Raw genomic sequence first — 19,171 nt, 5'->3', positions numbered from 1 at the left:
TCTGACCCATGCCGACCGCCGCGCCCCTCACCCGACCGATCCTGGCCGGGGTGGTCACCGCGCTGGTCGGGTTCACGAGCTCGTTCGCCGTGGTGCTCACGGGCCTCAGCGCCGTCGGAGCGACCCCCGAGCAGGCCGCCAGCGGGCTGCTCGCGGTCAGCCTCACGATGGGGCTCGCCTGCGTCGTCCTCGCCTGGCGATATCGGATGCCGATCACCGTCGCCTGGTCGACTCCCGGCGCCGCCCTCCTCGCCGCCACCGGAGCAGTCGACGGCGGATGGTCGGCAGCGGTCGGCGCGTTCCTCGTCACGGCCGCGCTCATCCTGCTCACGGCGCTGTGGCCCGCTCTCGGCACCCTGATCGCCCGCATCCCTCCGTCCATCGCGCAGGCCATGCTCGCCGGAGTGCTCCTGCCCCTCTGTCTCGCACCGATCACCGGCCTCGTGGCGAATCCGTGGGGCGTGGTTCCCGTGGTGATCACGTGGTTGGTCTTCGCGCGTCTCGCGCCGCGGTGGGCCGTGCCGCTCGCCTTCGTCGCGGCAGCAGTCGTGGTGGCCGTCTCGTTGGTGCAGGAGAGCACGGCAGTGGATGCCGGACTCCTCGTCCCCCGGATCGAGCTGACCGCCCCCACGTTCACGGTCGGCGCTCTGGTCGGGGTGGCGCTGCCGCTGTTCATCGTGACGATGGCCTCGCAGAACGTACCGGGCATCGCCATCATGCGCAGCTTCGGCTACGAGGTCCCCTGGCGTCCGGCGATGCTCGTCACGGGTGTCGGCACCGCGATCGGCGCGACGGCAGGCGGCCATGCGATCAACCTCGCGGCGATCAGCGCGGCCCTCGCCGCTTCACCCGACGCCGATCCCGACCCACGGCGTCGGTGGGTCGCCGGTGTCTCGACCGGCGTCTCCTACCTCGTGCTCGGCGGCTTCTCGGCAGCGTTCGCCGCGCTGGTGCTGCTCGCTCCCGACGCAGTCATCCCGGCTGTCGCGGGGCTCGCGCTGTTCGCCGCCTTCGGGTCGTCGGTGCAGCAGGCGATCGACGACCCCGGCGAGCGCATCCCCGCCGTGGTGACCTTCCTGGTGGCGGCATCCGGCATCGCGGTGCTGGGCGTCAGCGCCGCATTCTGGGCTCTCGTGGCCGGACTCCTCGTGCGCACCGCTCTGCACGCCGGCCGTCGCTGACGCTGCGGAGAAGGCGCTCGGCTACCGTGGACGCGTGACAGTTCCCACGCCTGCTCCTGTGCCGTCGGCCGGTGCTCCCGCCGGGTCCTTCGACGCCCGCGCCCTGCTCGATCCGGTGAATCCCGCCGAGGTCGACGCGTTCGCACGCGACCAGCGCACCGCTCATCCCACGTCGGCCGCACGGATCATCGCCTGGGTCGGCGTCGGATTCGCGCTGCTCTGCGTCGTTCCCATCTTCGGGATCATGATCCTCGGCCTCGGCTATGCGGTCGGTCAGGAGGCAGGGGTCGCCGTCGCCGCGCTCATCGGGCTCGTGCTTCTCGCCGGCATCGTCGTCGGCGTCGTGATGCTCGTGCGCCGCAGCATCCGCATGCGCAACATCACTCGCTTCCGCCTCGCGCGATTCGCCCGGGCCAACGCCATGAGCTATCTCGACCGCATCGACGAGCCGCCCCTGCCCGGCATGATCTTCTCGTCGGGCTCGAGTCGGATGTCGACCGACGTGCTGCGCGGCGTGGAGCCGCGTTTCGTCGAGTTCGGCAACTACCAGTACACGACCAGCAACGGCAAGCAGTCGACGACCCATCGCTGGGGATACGTCGCGGTCAAACTCGACGTGCCGCTGCCGAACATCGTGCTCGACGCGCTCGGCAACAACACGCTCGGCAGCACGCTCGCTGGCGCCTTCAGAAGCGACCAGCGCCTCTCGCTCGAGGGCGACTTCGACCGCTACTTCTCGCTCTACTGCCCGACGGGCTATGAGGTCGATGCGCTGTACCTGTTCACCCCCGATGTGATGGCGCGCTTCATCGACCACGCCGCGCAGCTCGACGTCGAGATCGTCGACGACTGGCTCTTCCTCTATGCACGACGCGATGTCTCGACCCTCGACCCGGCCACGTGGGCGTGGCTGTTCGGAGCCGTCGGGGCGCTTCTCACGAAACTCGACCAGTGGGCGCGCTGGCGCGATGACCGGCTGCGGCTCACGCAGCATCCGGGATCCCCGGCAGCACTGCAGGGTCCAGGGCAGATTCCAGGGCAGCATCCTGGCCCTTATCCGGGAGCTCCCGCCCTGCCGTTCGCTGCGCCCGCAGGGCTGCTCACTCCCCGCCGCCGGGCGTCGCCCTGCCCGGCCAGCGCCTCCGGCGACGCAGCCCCTGGCTGATCGTCGGGATCATCGTCGGCGTCATGTTCGTCGTGACCATGGCCCCGTTCGCGCTCGGGATCCTCTCGGTGCTCTTCCTGCGTTGACGCGGGCTCTCCCCGCACGGCGGACCACCGTCGCCTCCCGCGCTGCGCAACTCCACCCGCAGATCCGCCACGTGGGGGATGCCGCGGTCCCGCACCGCGCCATAGCGTGAAGGCATGACCACAGGAAAGCTCGTACTCACCGGCATCACCAAGAGCTACAGCTCTCGGCGCGTGCTCGACGACGTCTCATTCGAGGTGGCGCCGGGGCGCCTCACCGGGTTCGTCGGCGGCAACGGCGCCGGCAAGACCACGACCATGCGCATCGTCCTCGGGCTGCTCGGCTCCGACGGGGGCACCGTCGCACTCGACGGTCGGCCGCTGTCGAGCACCGACCGGCGCCACTTCGGCTACATGCCCGAAGAGCGCGGCCTCTACCCGAAGATGAAGGTGCTCGAGCAGATCGTCTACCTCGCCCGTCTGCACGGCTTCAGCAAGGCGGATGCCGAGTCGCGCGCGACCGCGCTGCTCACCGAGCTGGGACTCGGCGAGCGCCTGGGAGACACGATCGAGTCGCTGTCGCTCGGCAACCAGCAGCGCGCGCAGATCGCCGCCGCCCTCGTGCACGACCCCGAGGTGCTCATCCTCGACGAGCCGTTCTCGGGCCTCGACCCGCTCGCGGTCGACGTCGTCGCGTCGGTGCTCCAGGCGAGCGCCGCCAAGGGAGCGTCGATCCTGTTCTCCTCGCACCAGCTCGATGTGGTCGAGCGGCTCTGCGACGATCTGGTGATCCTCGCCGGCGGCACGATCCGCGCGGCCGGCTCGCGCGACGGGCTGCGCGCTCAGCACGCCGGCGACCGCTACGAGCTGGTCTCCGCCGGGGATGCCGGCTGGCTGCGCGCCGAGCCCGGCGTGACCGTGATCGATTTCGAGGGCGGCTACGCCCTGTTCGACGCCGAGGACGCCGACACCGCGCAGCGCGTGCTGCGCACCGCCGTCGAACGCGGAGACGTCGCGAGCTTCGCCCCCAAGCATCCGTCCCTCGCCCAGATCTTCAAGGAGGTCATCCAGTGAGCACCTCGAACACCACCGGGTCTGCAGGCTCGCCCTCACAGGCATCGATGATCTGGCTCGTCGCCGAGCGGGAGATCGGGTCGAAGCTGCGCAGCAAGGCGTTCCTGATCTCCACCGGAATCCTGCTGCTGCTCGCCCTCGCCGGCATCGTGATCGGGGGCTTCGCGAGCAAGAACACCGATGCGATGCCCGTCGCAGTGACCTCCGAGACGGCATCCGAGGTGTCGGCTCTCCCCTCAGTCGAGATCACCGAGGTCGCCGACCAGGCCGCGGCCGAAGAGCTCGTGCGATCGGAGAAGGTCGACGCCGCGGTGCTCCCCGGCGACGGACCGACCGGGGTGACGATCATCGCTCTCAAGGACGCCCCGACCAGCCTCGTGTCGGCGCTGTCGCAGGCACCCGACATCGAGATCCTCGAACCGGCCACGACGAACCCGCTGCTGCGGTACTTCATCGCGATCGCGTTCGGAGTCGTCTTCATGGGTGCGGCGGCGACCTTCGGCGGCACCATCGCGCAGAGCGTCGTGGAGGAGAAGCAGACCCGCGTGGTCGAGATCCTGCTGTCGACCATCTCGGCCCGCACGCTGCTGGCGGGCAAGGTGATCGGCAACACGATCCTCGCGATGGGGCAGATCCTCGCCCTCGCCGCGGTCGCCACCATCGGTCTCATAGCGACGGGTCAACGCGAGGTGCTGTCGACCCTCGGCGCCCCGATCATCTGGTTCGCCGTATTCTTCCTCTTCGGCTTCATCCTGCTGGCGGCTCTGTTCGCCGCTGCCGCATCGATGGTCTCGCGTCAGGAGGACATCGGCTCGACCACCACCCCGATCACGATGCTGATCATGGCGCCGTACATCCTGGTCATCTTCTTCAACGACAACCCGCTGGTGCTGACGATCATGTCGTACGTGCCGTTCTCGGCTCCGGTCGGCATGCCGATGCGGCTGTTCGTCGGCGAGGCGCAGTGGTGGGAGCCGCTGCTCAGCCTCGTGATCCTGCTCGCCAGCTGCGTCGCGGCGATCATGATCGGCGCGAAGATCTACGAGAACTCGCTGCTGCGCATGGGGTCGCGGGTCAAGCTCGGCGAGGCGCTGCGCGGCTGAGGTCGCTCGGACATCCCTCCATCGACGAGGCCCCACCCCGCAGACGTCTGCAGGGTGGGGCCTCGTCGTTCAGACGGTCACAGTCCGGGATCAGATCAGGCCCTCCGACAGGGTCGTCGGGTTGCCGAACCGGTGGTTCGTGATCGAGACGGCCTGCTCGTGCAGGAACGGCAGCATCTCGACGCGACCCGCACCCGTCACGGCGTGCGACCAGACGGCGACATCAGGCGTGCCGCCGAGGGCCTCGAACAGGGCCGACGCATCGCCGCCCACCAGGCGCACGCGCTGCCAGGTGTGCTCGGCCTTCGCCGCGGCCTTCGCGTAGCGCTTGACCCAGGCGGCGTCGTTCTCGATCTTCGGAGTCACGCCCTGCGCGCGCAGCGCCTTCTCGACGCGAGACGGCAGAGCGGATGCCGACACCGTGAACGGGCTGCCGCTGCGCAGCGCAGAGGCGATCACGCGGATGCCGTCGGCGAGCGACGCCGCCTCGGCGATGCGCACGTCGACGGCGACCGGGCGGTACCGGAACACGTTGCGCTCGACACCAAGACCGGACTTGTCGCTCACGGCGCCGAACTCGTCGACCCAGGCACGCTCGTCGGATGCGGCGGCGCGATGCAGCCACTCGATCTCGACGGCGCCGAGGTCTGCACCCGCAGCGGCGAGCACGGCCTCGACGGCCGAGTTCACGGCGGCGCCGGGCGCTGCGGCGGGAAGTTCGGCCGGGGCCCAGTCTCCGAGGCCGAACAGGTAGTTCGGGCCACCGGCCTTCGCGCCGGCACCGACCGCGGAGCGCTTCCAGCCGCCGAACGGCTGACGCTGCACGATCGCGCCGGTGATGCCGCGGTTGACGTAGAGGTTGCCGGCCTCGACCTGGTCGAGCCAGGTGGCGACCTCATCGGAGTCGAGCGAGTGGATGCCGGCGGTGAGGCCGTAGTCGACGGCGTTCTGCAGACGGATCGCCTCGTCGAGGTCCTTCGCGCGCATGATGCCGAGCACGGGTCCGAAGAACTCCGTCAGGTGGGTGGTCGAACCCGGAGCGACGCCGATCTTCACGCCGGGAGTCCACTGACGCCCCTCGTCGTCGAGCTTCTTCGGCTTGACGAGCCAGCGCTCGCCCTTTTCGAGAGTCGTCAGCGCCGTGAGCAGCTTGCCGTTCGCCGGCTCGATGATCGGCCCCATCTGGGTCGCCGGGTCGTCGGGCAGGCCGACGCGCATCGAGGTGACGGCGTCGACCAGCTGACGCTCGAAGCGCTGCGAGTCGGCGACCGAGCCCACGAGGATCGCGAGCGATGCCGCCGAGCACTTCTGCCCCGCGTGACCGAACGCACTGCGGGCGACGTCGGCGGCCGCGAGGTCGAGGTCGGCCGACGGCGTCACGATGATCGCGTTCTTGCCGCTGGTCTCGGCGAGCAGCGGCAGGTCGGAGCGGAACGAGCGGAACAGCTGCGCCGTCTCGTAGGCACCGGTGAGGATGACCCGGTCGACCTCGGGGCTGGCGACGAGGCGCGTGCCGAGATCGCGGTTCGCGAGATCGACGAGGGCGAGCAGGTCACGCGGCACACCGGCCGCCCACAGCGCCTCGACCATGACCGCGCCGCAGCGCTGCGTGAGCTTGGCGGGCTTGATGATCACACCGGAGCCCGAGGCGAGGCCGGCGAGCACTCCACCGGCGGGGATCGCGACCGGGAAGTTCCACGGCGGCGTCACGACGGTGACCTTCGACGGGACGAACTCCGCACCCGAGACGTTCTCGAGGTCGAGGGCACGCTCGGCGTAGTAGTGCGCGAAGTCGATCGCCTCCGAGACCTCCGGGTCGGCCTCGGCGATGGTCTTGCCCGCCTCGTGGGCCATGATCTCGATGAGCTGACCGCGACGGGCGGCGAGCTCGTCGCCCGCGCGGTGCAGCACGGCCGCACGCTCGGCGGCCGGCAGTGCGGCCCACCGCACGGCGGCGGCGGATGCGGCGGCGAAGATGCCGTCGAGCTCGTCGGTCGTCTCGACCTTGGCGAGAGCGATCGAGTCGAGACCCAGTGTCGACTCCACCGACCGCGCCAGGATCTCGCGACCCCAGGTGCGGTTCGCGGCGATCGCCGGGTCGCTGTCGGGCTGGTTCTCGAAACCGGTGGTCACCTCACCGCCGGCACCCGCGGCGGCCTCGGCCGCACGGTCCTGCACGCGGTTCGACGAGGGCACGGAGCGGTCGGCCTCGAGACCGGCCAGGGAGCGCTCGAAGCGCTCACGCTCGCGAGTGAGCAGTGCGGGGTCCGATGCGAGCTCGAACACGGCCGACATGAAGTTCTCCGGGCTCGCGTTCTCCTCGAGGCGGCGCACGAGGTACGCGATGGCCACGTCGAACTCGGCCGGGTTCACCACGGGCGTGTAGAGCAGCAGCTGACCGACGTCCTTGCGGACGGCCTCGGCCTGACCCGTCGCCATGCCGAGGAGCATCTCGTACTCGACGGCATCCGTCACCCCGCGGGCCTGCGCCAGCAGCCAGGTGTAGGCGATGTCGAAGAGGTTGTGTCCCGCGACACCGATGCGCACGGCATCCAGTCGATCGGGCGTCATCGACCAGTCGAGCACCCGCTTGTAGTTCGTGTCGGAATCCTGCTTGGTGCCGTAGGTGGCGAGCGGCCAGCCGTGCACCGCCGAGTCGACGTGCTCCATGGCGAGGTTCGCGCCCTTGACGACGCGCACCTTGATCGGCGCACCGCCCTTCGCGCGGCGAGCCGAGGCCCACTCCTGGAGATGCTGCATCGCGCCGAGCGCATCGGGCAGGTAGGCCTGCAGCACGATCCCGGCCTCGAGCTTCTCGAGCCCGGGCTGGTCGAGGATGCTGGTGAACGCCGCGATCGTCAGGTCGAGGTCGCGGAACTCCTCCATGTCGAGGTTGATGAACTTGGTCTTGCCGGCGGCCTCCGAGGTCGCGGCGAGCTCGTACAGGGGGTGAGCTTCTCGACGACGTCGGCCACGGCCTCGTCGAACGACCACATCGACAGCTGGCTGACGACGCTCGACACCTTGATCGACACGTAGTCCACGTCCTTGCGGGCGAGGAAGTCGTAGGTGCCCTGCAGGCGGCGGCCGGCCTCACGCTCGCCGAGCACCGCCTCGCCGAGGAGGTTGAGGTTCAGGCGGTTGCCGCTCTTGCGCAGCTTCGCGATCGCCGGGCCGAGCTTCGACGGCGTCGCGTCGAGCACGAGGTGCCCGACCATCGCGCGCAGCACGCGGCGCGAGATCGGCACGACGACGCCGGGCAGCTTCGGCGCCCAGAAGCCGCCGGTCTTGATCGCGGCGCGGAGGTAGCCGGGCAGCAGCGAGGGCGTGATGTCTGAGAGGTCAGCGAGAGCGCGGCCGGCGACACTGAGGTCTTCCGGGCGCATCACGCCGTCGACGAAGCCGACCGTGAAGGCGAGTCCGTTCGGGTCCTTGAGAACCTCGGAGAGACGCTGCGCTGCGGGCTCGACGGGGTGCGTCTCGCTCTCGGTGAGCCAACGCTGCACGAGGGCGGCGACCTCGTCGGTGCTCGGCGTGGTGTCGGGGGTGGTGGTGTCGGCGACGACAGTCATCGGGGTGAGCCTTCCAGGGGATCGCACACCCGGGAACGTGTGCGGCTCGATCATTGTCAGCCTCGCCGGTAGGCTACGTCTATCAACCGATTCGGGACCATTCTGTTCAGCCGGAGTGAACGATGGAGCCGACTCCGAAAGGCTCAGGATGCTCGACGTCAACCGACTGCGGATGCTGGTCGAACTGTCTCGTCGCGGCACGCTCTCGGCCGTCGCCGATGCGCTCTCGTACAGCAAGGCTTCGGTGTCGCAGCAGCTCAGCGCTCTCGAACGAGACGTCGGCGTCCCGCTGCTCCGCCGGGTGGGGCGCGGCGTGCAGTTCACCCCGCAGGGCACCGTGCTCGTGGCCGAGGCGATCGGCATCCTCGATCAGCTCGAACACGCCGAAGTGGCGGTCGCCGAGTCGCTCACGGAGGTGACCGGCACCGTGCACATCGCGGTCTTCCAATCGACGGCGCACTCCCTGCTCCCCGGGGCGCTCAACGCGCTGCGCGAGCAGCATCCGGCCCTGCGCGTCGAGGTCACCGAGAGCGATCCCGAGACCGGGCTCGTCGGCGTCTCGAGCCGCGACTTCGACCTGATCCTCGCCGAGCAGTACCCCGGTCGCACCCGCCCGATCCACGCCGATCTCGATCGCGTGGTGCTCGTGCACGACTCCATCACGCTGGCCAGGAAGCCGGGGACCCGGGATGCCGAGGACGCCGTCGCCGCGCTCTGGTCGACCAGGGATGCGCCGTGGGTGCTCGAACCCGCAGGCACGGCGTCGCGAGCCTGGGCCGAGCAGCTGTGCCGCACCGCCGGCTTCGAGCCCGACGTGCGCTTCGAGGTCGCCGATCTCACGGCGCACGTGCGTCTGATCCGCGCCGGTCTCGCCGTCGGACTCCTTCCCGAGCTCGTGTGGGCCGGCGAGGCACCGACCGTCGCGCTCACGCCGCTGCCCGATGAGCCACGTCGGGAGATCTTCTCCTCCGCTCGTCGGGTATCGGCCGCAGCGCCGTCGATCCGTGCGGTGCGGCGAGCTCTCGCCTCCGCCGCATCCCGCAACCTGCTGGACTGAGCGCGGATCGTCCCCGACGTCATCTCGCCTCATCGGGAATATGCGTTCACATACATCTGTTGAGACCCTCGTACCCGGACGAAGGAGTCCGATCGACTCCTTTTCGAAAGGCACTTCCGTGAGCACTCCCGTGATCGACCGCACCGCCCCCACCGAGCACCCCGTCCTCGACGTCCTCGCCGGCCGCTGGAGCCCCCGCGCCTACGACGCCGAGACCACGATCGACGACGCCAAGCTGAACGCCGCCCTCGAGGCCGCACGCTGGTCGCCGTCGGCCTACAACCTGCAGCCGTGGCGGTTCATCGTCGCTCGCCGCGGCACCGCACTGTTCGACCAGGTCGTCGACTCGCTGGTCGAGTTCAACCAGCTCTGGGCCTCGAAGGCCTCGGCGCTCGTCGTCGCGATCGCCGAGACCGAGTCCGAAGAGGGCAAGGCCATCAGCCACGCGGTCTACGACCTCGGCCAGGCCGTCGCGCACTTCTCGGTGCAGGCCCACCACGAGGGTCTCCTGGTGCACCAGATGAGCGGCTTCGACCCTGAGGTCATCCGCGAGTTCGCCGACCTGTCGCCGCGATTCTCCGCCCTCACCGTCATCGCTGTCGGTGAGCTCGGTGACGCCGCCGGTCTTCCTGAAGGGCTCCAGCAGGGCGAGACCGCTCCGCGCGTGCGTCGCCCGATCGACGAGACCGTCATCCTCAGCGCCTGACGCATCGCCCACGGGCGACACAGAAGAGGGGCGGATGCCATGGCATCCGCCCCTCTTCTGCTGCCCGGGCGTGACCGAGGCACATGGCCGGGTCCTACTCGTCGAGCAGCTCGGCGTCGATCACATCATCGTCGTCGGATCCGAGATCGGGCTCGGGCTCGGGTGACGTCGACGTGAGCATCAGCCCGCTGCCGTCGACCGCGACGTCGACCCTGACCAGGTCGCCGTCGTGCACGCCGCCCGAGAGCAGCGCCGTGGCCAGCTTGTTCTGCACCTCGGTCTGGATGAGACGCCGCAGCGGCCGGGCGCCGAACATCGGGTCGTAGCCGCGCTCGGCGAGCCACGACCGCGCGTCGGGCGTGACCGCCAGAGTGAGTCGCCGATCGCGCAGCCGGTCGTGCAGCTGGTCGATCGACAGCTCGACGATCTGCGCCAGGTCGTCCTGACTGAGCGCGGAGAACATCACGATGTCGTCGAGACGGTTGAGGAACTCGGGCCGGAACGCCTGGTGCACGAGCGCCATCACCTGCTCGCGCTTCTCATCGGGCGACAGCGTCGGATCGATGAGGATGGGCGAACCGAGGTTCGAGGTGAGGATCAGGATGACGTTCGAGAAGTCGACCGTGCGGCCCTGCCCGTCGGTCAGTCGGCCGTCGTCGAGAACCTGGAGCAGCACGTCGAAGACCTCGGGGTGCGCCTTCTCGACCTCGTCGAGCAGCACGACGCTGTAGGGACGCCGTCGCACGGCCTCGGTCAGCTGACCGCCCTGCTCATAGCCCACGTACCCGGGAGGGGCTCCGACGAGCCGGGAGACGGAGTGCTTCTCGCCGTACTCCGACATGTCGATGCGCACCATGGCGCGCTCGTCGTCGAACAGGAAGTCGGCCAGGGCCTTCGCCAGCTCGGTCTTTCCGACACCGGTCGGGCCGAGGAACAGGAACGATCCGGTCGGGCGACCGGGGTCGCTGATGCCCGCACGCGAGCGCCGCACGGCATCGGAGACGGCCTTCACGGCATCCTTCTGTCCGATCAGGCGCTTGCCGAGCTCGGATTCGAGGTGCAGCAGTCGCTCGCTCTCACCCTGCAGCAGTCGCCCGACGGGGATGCCGGTCCATGCGGCGATCACGGCGGCGATGTCCTCGTCGGTGACCTGCTCGTTGACCATGCGACCCTCGGTCGACACCGTCGCCTCGGCCTGCTCGGCCTCGGCGATGTCGCGTTCGAGGCGCTTGATCGTCTCGTACTCGAGCTTCGAGGCGCGCGTGTAGTCGGCCTCCCGCATCGCGAGGTCGCGCTGGGTGATCGCATCGTCGAGCTGCTTCTTCAGGTCGCCGACACGGTTGAGGCCCTGGCGCTCGCGCGCCCAGCGGGCTTCGAGCTCGGCGAGCTGCGCCTCCATGCCCACGAGCTGCTCGCGGAGGGCCGCGAGCCGCTCTTTCGACGCGGCGTCCTTCTCGCGCTTGAGCGCCAGCTCTTCGAGCTTCATGCGGTCGACCTGACGCTTCAGCTGGTCGATCTCGACCGGAGACGAATCGATCTCCATCTTGAGCCGCGACATCGACTCGTCGATCAGGTCGATCGCCTTGTCGGGAAGCTGCCTGGCCGGCAGGTACCGGTTCGACAGTGCAGCGGCGGCGACCAGCGCGCTGTCGGCGATCGTCACCCCGTGATGCGCTTCGTAGCGGCCCTTGAGCCCCCGGAGGATCGCGATGGTGTCCTCGACCGTGGGCTCACCGACGTAGACCTGCTGGAAGCGGCGCTCGAGAGCGGCGTCCTTCTCGATGAACTCGCGATACTCGTTGAGAGTCGTCGCGCCGATCAGCCGCAGCTCGCCCCTGGCCAGCATCGGCTTGAGCATGTTCGACGCCGCGACCGAGCCTTCGCCGCCGCCCGCGCCCATGAGCACGTGCAGCTCGTCGATGAAGGTGATGATCTGCCCGTCGGATTCGGTGATCTCCTTGAGGACGCTCTTCAGCCGCTCCTCGAACTGGCCGCGGTACATCGCCCCGGCGACGAGGGCCGAGATGTCGAGCGACACGAGCTCCTTGTCCTTGAGCGACTCGGCGACGTCACCCGCCACGATGCGCTGGGCGAGCCCCTCGACGACGGCCGTCTTGCCGACGCCGGGCTCGCCGATCAGCACGGGGTTGTTCTTCGTGCGACGGGTGAGCACCTGGCTGACTCGACGGATCTCGCTGTCTCGCCCGATCACGGGGTCGAGCTTGCCCTGTCGGGCACGGTCGGTCAGATTGATACCGAACTGCTGGAGGGCGGACTGCTGGTCATCGTTCTGGGGACTGCTCTGCGGGCTTGGCATGTGTTCCTCCTGGGGAGACTCCTTCGGGTCGGCATCCACAAAGTTGAGTGGATGTGACTCAAGTTTAGCGCATTCTGCGCGCGGCATCCAGGATCACGCGGGCGACCTCGCGCTTCGATCCCGCGGCGGATGCCACGACCTCACCTCCCGCCCCGACGATCTCGACCGCGTTGTCGCGCTTCTCGAAGCCGTGATCGGCGTTCGCGAGGTTCACCGCGAGCAGGTCGACGCCCTTGCGCTCACGCTTGCGGCGAGCGCGCTCGCGACGTTCGTCCGCGTCCTCCGACGTCTCGGCCGCGAAGGCGACGATAGTCTGCCCCTGCGGCGCACGGCCGTCGGCGCGGGATGCCGCGAGCGCGGCGACCACGTCCTCGTTCTCGACCAGGTCGAGGTGCGTGAGAACGCCCTGCTCCTTCGTGAGCTTGTGCTCCGACACCGTCGCGGGGCGGTAGTCGGCGACGGCGGCGGCCATGATGACGATGTCGGCAGCCCCGGCGGCATCCTTCATCGCGTCGGCGAGCTCGGCCGCGGTCCCGACCGGAACGACCCTGACGGACGGATGCCGGGCATCGGCCAGCACATCGGCTGAGATGTTGGCGGCGACCAGCGTGACGTTCGCGCCGCGGGCTGCGGCGTCCACCGCGAGCGCGATGCCCTGTCGGCCGCTCGACCGGTTGCCGAGGAAGCGCACGGGATCGATCGGCTCCCTGGTGCCGCCCGCGGACACGACCACCGCCAGCCCGTCGAGGTCACGCGGCGCGAGGAGCGCGACGGCCGCCTCGAAGATCTGCTCCGGCTCCGACATGCGGCCGGGCCCGCTGTCGCCCCCGGCGAGCTCGCCGTCGGACGGGCCGACCAGATGCACTCCGCGCGACCTCAGGGTCGCGATGTTCGCCTGCGTGGCGGCGTTGCGCCACATCTCGGCGTGCATGGCCGGCGCGATGAGCACCGGAGCCTCGGTTGCGAGCAGCGTGGTGCCGAGCAGATCGTCCGCGATGCCCGCGGTGATCTTCGCGATCGAGTTCGCCGTCGCGGGGGCGACGATCACCAGGTCGGCGTTCTGGCCCAGTGCGACATGACGCACCCGCGCGACGTCGTCATGCACGCTCGTCGTGACCGGATGCCGGCTCAGAGCCTCCCACGTCGGGGTGCCGACGAATCGCAGGGCGTCCTCGGTCGGAACGACGGTCACCTCGTGTCCGGCCTTCGTCAGCAGACGCACCAGGTGCACTGTCTTGTATGCGGCGATGCCACCCGTAACCCCGACGACGATGTTCACGGTTCGATTCTGCCCCAGCATGCGACGTCGCGGGCCCGGGACTGCGACGCGCTTCTAGACTGGATCCCGTGTGCACCGTGGTGATCGATGTGGCCGGATCCGAGACCGCGCGACTGCTCGCAGTGCGCGATGAAGACCCGCAACGGGAGTGGGATGCCCTCGGCGAATGGTGGCCGGACGCCTACCCCGGGGTCTCGGGCATCCGCGACCGGCGTGCCGGTGGCGCGTGGCTCGCGGTGAATGCGGCGGAGAGACGACTCGCGGTGCTTCTGAACCGCGCCGACGTCGTGGATCTCGCGGCAGACGTCGCCGTCTCTCGCGGTTCGCTCGCCCTCGAATCGGTCATTGGGCGGTCCCCGGTGGCTCCGCTTCCCATGCACGGCTTCAACCTGCTCGAGGTTCGGCCGGGGGAGCGCGCGTGCTGAGCTGGGACGGCGCGGAGCTGCGCGAGACACCGCTCGGCGACGGCATCCACATGATCGCGCACGACGACCTCGACGACCTCGGCACTCCCCGGATCGCGGCGTGGCTGCCGGAGTTCCGGGCGCTCGGGCCCGCGGCCGACAGCGGCGACTGGACCGGCGAGTGGACGACGCTGCTCGCCTCGTCGGCACGGTTGGACCCGGAGGACGATCGGGCGATCATCCGCGACAACCGTCCGCACGGCTACCCGACCCAGTCGCTGCTGTACTGCACCGCCGCGGTCACCCCCGACGGGGTCGACGTCGACTATCGCGCGCTTCCCAGCCCCGGCCACTGGGATCACTGAGCAGCGTGCTCCGCTGAGCGCAACGTGGCTCGCGCCGGGCCGCGTGCGTCGCTGAGCGCCGCGTGCGTCGCGCGGTGCCGCGCTCAGGCCGCAGACGACTCGCCGTCGTCGGCGCACGAGAAGCGCGCACGGTAAGCCGTCGGAGTGGTGCCGAGCACCCGCGAGAAGTTCTGCCGCAGCACGGCCGCCGACCCGAAGCCGCACTCGTCGGCGATCTGCTCGAGCGACAGATCGCTGCGCTCGAGCATCCGCTGGGCGTGCAGCACACGCTGCCGCGCCAGCCAGGCCGCCGGAGTCGCGCCGTACTCCGCCTTGAACCGTCGGGCGAATGTGCGGGGAGACATGAGCGCGCGGGCCGCGAGCTGGTCGACGCCGAGGTCGTCGCGGATGTGCGCGACGGCCCAGTCCGCGACGGCGGCGAGCGAATCGTTCTGCGCGACGGGGATCGGACGGTCGATGAACTGCGCCTGGCCTCCGTCGCGCTGCGGCGGCACGACCATGCGACGGGCGATGCGGTTGGTGAGCTCGGCCCCGAGCTCGATCCGCAGCAGGTGCAGGCAGGCGTCGATGCCCGCCGCCGTGCCTGCGCTCGTGATGATGCGGTCGTCCTGCACGAAGAGCACGTCGGGGTCGATGTCGATCTCGGGATACATCTCGGCCATCACGTCGGAGTACATCCAGTGCGTGGTCGCCCGACGCCCGTCGAGCACTCCGGCGGCGCCGAGGATGAAGGATCCGCTGCAGATCGTGAGCACCCAGGCGCCGCGCGCGACCGCGTCGCGGGCGACCTCGAGGAGCAGCGGGTCGATCTGCGTCCAGTACTCCCGGGGAACCGGACACAGGATGACGAGGTCCGCTTCGTAGGCGAACGACAGGTCGTGCTCGACGTTGATCGAGAAGCCGAGCTTCGACTGCACGACACCGGGGTGCGGAGCGACGACCCGGAAGTCGAAGTTCGGGACCCCGTCGTTCGACCGGTCCAGTCCGAACGCCTCGCAGGCGAGGCCGAACTCGAACGGCGCGAATCCGTCTTGGACGACGCAGGCGACGGTCTTCATCATGGCGCTCTCCCGGTTTGGCAGTTTTCCTACGTGCAGAGTCTATTCTGCCACTCGTGGCAGATCAACAGTGATCGTAGCGTTTCTGCCATGTTCCTCATCATCGCACTCATAGCCCTCGCCGTGTGGGCTCTCGTGTCCACGGTCATCGAACTCCGCCGCGACGGATACCGACGCGTTCCCACTGACTGGTCCCGCGTCGCCGATCGAGACGCGCTCGACCGAGCGAAGACCGGGCGCGTCTATCGCTGAACCGGAGCGGAATCTCCCTGCGCGCCGGCATGCGCGGCTACGCTCGTGTGCATGAGCGAGCCCCAGCAGCCTCCCGCGCAGCCACACGGAACTCCCCGGACTACGCGGGCTCGCACTATCCGGCGCAGCCGGTACCGCAGCCGACACCGCAGCCGACGCAACCGCAGCACGCGCCGCACGACGGCCAGCCGCACGCCGGACAGCCCTACCGCGGACAGCAGCATGCCGGACGGCCCTATGCCGGACAAACATATGCCGGACAGCCGTACCCGGGCGAGCAGCGTCCGGCCCAGCCCGGAGCCGGCCTCGGGCGCACCGCCTTCCTCCTCGCTCTGGTCTCGCTCGCGATCGGGCTTGTCGTCACACTGTCGTACCCTCTGATGTTCCGGATGACGGGCGACCCCTTCGCGATCGGCGCGTTCTCGGCGATCGGCAACGGACTCGTGCTGGTCGTCGCCGTCGTCGGACTCATCCTCGGCCTGATGTCGGTGCGACGACCGGGGCCGAAGATCCTCGCCGGCATCGCGATCGGCGTCACCGCATCGCAGCTCGTCGGAATCGTCATCTCGTGGGTGTCGAATCTCTTCTACGCGCTTCCCTTCTGACCGTCCGGAGATTCGATGAGCGACCAGCAGCAGAACCCAGACGCCCCCCAGGATTCGGGCAGGCCATATACGCAGCCAGGCCAGCCGTACGCGCAACCCGGCCAGCCCTATGCGCAACCCGGCCAGCCGTGCGCGCAACCCGGCCAGCCCTCCGGACAGCCCGCCCAGCCCTACGGAGTCGCGACGCCGCCGTACGCATCAGGGCAGACAGCACCGCGGCCCGGGAGCCTCGGTCGCACCGCGTTGATCGTGGCGGTGAGTGCCGCGGCCGTGGGGCTCTTCTTCCAGATCGTCACCCCGTTCATGTACATGAGCGTCGGCTACCAGTTCGTCGATCTGCTGTCGAACCTCGTGAATCTCATCGTGCTGGCCGGCGCGGGTGCCGGTCTGGTGCTGGGACTCATCGCGCTTCGGCGCCCGGCACCTCACCTGCTCGCGGCGATCGCGATCGGCGTGGGCGGCAGCGCCGTCGTCGGCACCCTCGTCTCGTGGGTGTCGAACCTGTTCTACTACTTCGGGTTCTGAGTGCGAGACTCGGCCGCGAGCACGCGGTCGTAGACCTCGATCATCGCGGCGGTGCGCGACGACTGACGGAACGACTCCGAGACTTCGCGCATGGGCTGAGGTGCGGTGCCGGCAGCGATGTCGGATGCCGCGCGGCGCAGCGTCTCGACGAGACCCGCCCGTCGCTGGTCCTCGGTGCCTGACGCACCCGGGACCGCCCAGAGACCGCCACCCAGTTCTGCGGCGATGTCGGGGTCGCTGATCACAGACGGCGTGCCGAGCGTCGCCGCCTCGAACGGCGTCATCCCCTGCGTCTCGAAGCCGATCGAGGTCTGCACGAGCGCGTCAGCGGCGGCGATTCGCGCCAGCGTGTCGGGATAGCTGAGCTTGCCGGCGAATCGGACCGTCGGCAGGTCCTCGACGATCTTCTCGGCCGCGGCTCGCTGGGCGCCTCCGCCGATGATCTCGAGATCGGCATCGACTCCCGATTCGACGAAGGCCTCGAGGAAGGGGAGCAGTCGCTTCTCGGGGCTCATGCGCCCGAGCCAGACGAAACGAGGGCGCCCCGGTTCACGCTCGCCGGGCGCGGCGGCGAGGGTCGCGTCGCGGATGTCGTCGTCGATGCCGTTCCACACCACATCAACCGGACTGAATACCCCATGCTCTTCGAGGCGTCGGGCGAAGTGGGTCGACGGTGCTGTCACCGCTGACGCGCCGCCGGCGATTCCACGCAGGAACGCCCAGCCGTCACTGCCGCCGATCGTCGGCACGACCCCCGCGAGCGCCCGGCGCCGCCAGATGTTCAACGCAGAGAGCACCGGCCCATGCAGCGGGGTGACCGCGGCGATCCCCGCGTCCACGCGGTTGTGCATGGTGTGCACGACGGGAATGCCGTGTCGAGCCGCATATCGGTGCCCGATGAACGCACCCCAGAAGTCCGCCTGGACATGCACGAGATCCACGGGCGGTCGATGCGTCAGCGCCCGATCGAGGAAGCGATCCGTGCGGCGTCCGGGCCAGCTCATCGAATACTCGCGGTCGACGGTGATCGGCACCGACGGCAGGTCGAGGTTCGAGGGATCGGTGCCGCGTGCAGCCCGCGATCCGTGCATCTTCGGTGCCACGACGGTCACGGTGTGGCCTGCGCGCTCGAGGAACTCGCGCTGCAGCCGCATCGACACCTGCGCCCCGCCGAGCGAGTCGAGGTGCTGATCGCCGAAGAAGACGATGTGCATGGCGGGTGCCGTCACTCGGGCAGGGGCTCGTCGCGGTACAGCGCCTCGAAGGTGTCGAGCGTGCGGTTGATGTCGTGGATCGCGACGCCGTCGAGAGATGCCTGCTGCATGCGGGCGTACTCCCCGGGTGACGCGGTCAGCACATCGGTGAGCCGTGCAGCCAGGGCATCGGCATTGCCCGGTTCGAACAGGTAGCCGTTCTCGCCGTCGTGCACGAGGTGCGGCAGTGCGACGGCATCCGCCGCGACGATCGGGAGCGCTGAGGCCATGGCTTCCATCGTCGCGATCGACTGCAGCTCGGCGATAGAGGCGATCGTGAAGACCGAGGCACGCGAGAGCAGCGCCCGCAGTTCCTCATCGCTGGTGCGTCCGTGGAACGTCACGCGGTCGGCGAGGCCGAGCTGGTGCGAGAGATTCTCGAGCTGCTTGCGCTGGTCCCCGCCGCCGACGATGTCGAACGTGGCGTGCAGTGCGGGGTCGAGCTTCGTCATCGCCTGCAGGATGACCTCGACCTGCTTCTCGGCGGTCAGTCGGCCGACGAAGATGATGCGATTCGCGTCACGGGGCGCGACGACCGGCGTGTACTGGGTGCGGTCGATGCCGCAGCTGACGGGGATGACGTTCTCGACGGCGACGGTGCGCTCGAGGAAGTCGGCTGCTCGACGCGTCGGCGTCGTGATCGCGCGGGTCAGTGCGAAGGTGCGCTTCGCGTCTCCCCACGCCCACCGCAGCACGAGATCGTCGATGAACTTCGGCATCGTGGTGTGGTCGAGGATGTTCTCGGCCATCACATGGTTCGTCGCGATCACCGGGATGCCCCGCTCGTGGGCGATGCGCGAGAGGCCGCGACCGATCACGATGTGCGACTGGATGTGCACGACGTCGGGCTGCACGTCGTCGATGATCTTGCGGGCGTAGTGCTTCACGCGCCACGGCCAGACGAAGCGCAGCCAGTCATGCGGAGCCCAGCGCACCGAGGGCAGTCGGTGAAGAGTCATCGGCTCGCCCTCGATGACCTCCGTCCGCGCGGGCGTGCGGCGGTAGACCAGGTTCGGGGCGACGACATGCACGTCGTGGCCGCGCTGCACGAGACCCGCGGCGAGGCGCTCGGCGAAGCGCGCGGCACCGTTGATGTCGGGCGCGAAGGTGTCGCATCCGATCAGGATGCGCAGTGGACGGGGTCCCGTGTGGGGAGCGACGTCGGAAGCACTCGTCGGATCGGAGGTAGAGGAGGACATTCTGCCTTACGGTACGGCGGCCAGGGGAGCCCG

The 19,171-nt window shown here is 69.4% G+C and carries 16 protein-coding genes and 1 pseudogene; 11 read left to right on the top strand and 6 right to left on the bottom strand.

Annotated features, from left to right (window positions below):
• The first annotated feature begins 8 nt into the window (after positions 1-8).
• From ACZZ93_RS12615 to ACZZ93_RS12600, 4 genes are all read left to right on the top strand, one after another.
• Positions 9-1,181 carry a benzoate/H(+) symporter BenE family transporter gene (locus tag ACZZ93_RS12615; RefSeq protein ID WP_463511223.1) on the top strand — a complete coding sequence of 391 codons (1,173 nt, stop codon included), beginning with the start codon at positions 9-11 and terminating at the stop codon, positions 1,179-1,181.
• 34 nt (positions 1,182-1,215) lie between these two features.
• Positions 1,216-2,346 (top strand): hypothetical protein, encoded by a 1,131-nt coding sequence (locus ACZZ93_RS12610; protein ID WP_463511222.1) that lies wholly within the window; start codon positions 1,216-1,218, stop codon positions 2,344-2,346.
• Positions 2,347-2,546: 200 nt separating this feature from the next.
• Positions 2,547-3,443, top strand: coding sequence for an ABC transporter ATP-binding protein (locus tag ACZZ93_RS12605; RefSeq protein WP_463511221.1), 897 nt, complete (start codon positions 2,547-2,549; stop codon positions 3,441-3,443).
• Between the two features lie 47 nt (positions 3,444-3,490).
• A complete protein-coding gene (locus tag ACZZ93_RS12600; protein ID WP_053099273.1) occupies positions 3,491-4,546 on the top strand; it encodes an ABC transporter permease in 1,056 nt (351 codons plus the stop codon).
• A 90-nt stretch (positions 4,547-4,636) separates the two neighbouring features.
• On the opposite strand, the pseudogene ACZZ93_RS12595 reads toward ACZZ93_RS12600, so the two are convergent.
• Positions 4,637-8,118 (bottom strand): annotated as a pseudogene (locus ACZZ93_RS12595) (bifunctional proline dehydrogenase/L-glutamate gamma-semialdehyde dehydrogenase).
• Positions 8,119-8,266: 148 nt separating this feature from the next.
• Between ACZZ93_RS12595 and ACZZ93_RS12590 the strand changes: the two are divergent.
• The gene (locus ACZZ93_RS12590; protein ID WP_053098034.1) at positions 8,267-9,175 is read left to right on the top strand and encodes a LysR substrate-binding domain-containing protein; all 909 of its coding nucleotides are present in this window, start codon (positions 8,267-8,269) and stop codon (positions 9,173-9,175) included.
• A 118-nt stretch (positions 9,176-9,293) separates the two neighbouring features.
• Complete coding sequence (locus tag ACZZ93_RS12585; RefSeq protein ID WP_320489013.1) at positions 9,294-9,881, top strand: nitroreductase family protein; 588 nt, start codon at positions 9,294-9,296, stop codon at positions 9,879-9,881.
• A 94-nt stretch (positions 9,882-9,975) separates the two neighbouring features.
• Here the strand turns inward: ACZZ93_RS12585 and ACZZ93_RS12580 are convergent, their stop codons facing one another.
• Positions 9,976-12,198 (bottom strand): ATP-dependent Clp protease ATP-binding subunit, encoded by a 2,223-nt coding sequence (locus tag ACZZ93_RS12580; RefSeq protein WP_230101032.1) that lies wholly within the window; start codon positions 12,196-12,198, stop codon positions 9,976-9,978.
• Between the two features lie 64 nt (positions 12,199-12,262).
• Complete coding sequence (gene coaBC, locus ACZZ93_RS12575) at positions 12,263-13,477, bottom strand: bifunctional phosphopantothenoylcysteine decarboxylase/phosphopantothenate--cysteine ligase CoaBC (protein WP_463511220.1); 1,215 nt, start codon at positions 13,475-13,477, stop codon at positions 12,263-12,265.
• Positions 13,478-13,545: 68 nt separating this feature from the next.
• On the opposite strand from coaBC, the gene ACZZ93_RS12570 reads away from it, so the two are divergent.
• Together ACZZ93_RS12570 and ACZZ93_RS12565 are read left to right on the top strand one after the other, a co-directional pair.
• The gene (locus ACZZ93_RS12570) at positions 13,546-13,902 is read left to right on the top strand and encodes an NRDE family protein (protein ID WP_463511219.1); all 357 of its coding nucleotides are present in this window, start codon (positions 13,546-13,548) and stop codon (positions 13,900-13,902) included.
• Complete coding sequence (locus ACZZ93_RS12565; protein ID WP_463511218.1) at positions 13,896-14,246, top strand: hypothetical protein; 351 nt, start codon at positions 13,896-13,898, stop codon at positions 14,244-14,246. Before ACZZ93_RS12570 ends, ACZZ93_RS12565 begins: the two co-directional genes overlap by 7 nt.
• An 83-nt stretch (positions 14,247-14,329) precedes the next feature.
• Here the strand turns inward: ACZZ93_RS12565 and ACZZ93_RS12560 are convergent, their stop codons facing one another.
• Positions 14,330-15,304 (bottom strand): GlxA family transcriptional regulator, encoded by a 975-nt coding sequence (locus tag ACZZ93_RS12560; protein WP_363522728.1) that lies wholly within the window; start codon positions 15,302-15,304, stop codon positions 14,330-14,332.
• A 90-nt stretch (positions 15,305-15,394) separates the two neighbouring features.
• On the opposite strand from ACZZ93_RS12560, the gene ACZZ93_RS12555 reads away from it, so the two are divergent.
• Genes ACZZ93_RS12555 through ACZZ93_RS12545 form a run of 3 tightly spaced genes read left to right on the top strand, consistent with a single transcriptional unit; the run spans position 15,395 to position 16,686 of the window.
• Positions 15,395-15,556 (top strand): hypothetical protein, encoded by a 162-nt coding sequence (locus ACZZ93_RS12555; RefSeq protein ID WP_463511217.1) that lies wholly within the window; start codon positions 15,395-15,397, stop codon positions 15,554-15,556.
• 47 nt (positions 15,557-15,603) lie between these two features.
• A complete protein-coding gene (locus ACZZ93_RS12550) occupies positions 15,604-16,161 on the top strand; it encodes a hypothetical protein (RefSeq protein WP_463511216.1) in 558 nt (185 codons plus the stop codon).
• A gap of 15 nt (positions 16,162-16,176) precedes the next feature.
• Positions 16,177-16,686: a hypothetical protein gene (locus tag ACZZ93_RS12545; RefSeq protein ID WP_463511215.1), complete on the top strand. Its 510-nt coding sequence runs from the start codon at positions 16,177-16,179 to the stop codon at positions 16,684-16,686.
• Here ACZZ93_RS12545 and ACZZ93_RS12540 read toward each other — a convergent pair.
• Together ACZZ93_RS12540 and ACZZ93_RS12535 are read right to left on the bottom strand one after the other, a co-directional pair.
• Positions 16,671-17,915 carry a glycosyltransferase family 4 protein gene (locus ACZZ93_RS12540; protein WP_463511214.1) on the bottom strand — a complete coding sequence of 415 codons (1,245 nt, stop codon included), beginning with the start codon at positions 17,913-17,915 and terminating at the stop codon, positions 16,671-16,673. The two genes, ACZZ93_RS12545 and ACZZ93_RS12540, sit on opposite strands and share 16 nt — an antisense overlap.
• Positions 17,912-19,138, bottom strand: a complete 1,227-nt coding sequence (locus tag ACZZ93_RS12535) for a glycosyltransferase (protein ID WP_053098039.1) — start codon at positions 19,136-19,138, stop codon at positions 17,912-17,914. The genes ACZZ93_RS12540 and ACZZ93_RS12535 overlap by 4 nt, the downstream gene beginning before the upstream one ends.
• Positions 19,139-19,171 lie beyond the last annotated feature (33 nt).

The sequence above is a fragment of the Microbacterium sp. AC026 genome, from assembly GCF_979258475.1.
Note: the sequence above shows the minus strand (reverse complement) of the source record. Positions and strands in the feature narration are given on the sequence as shown.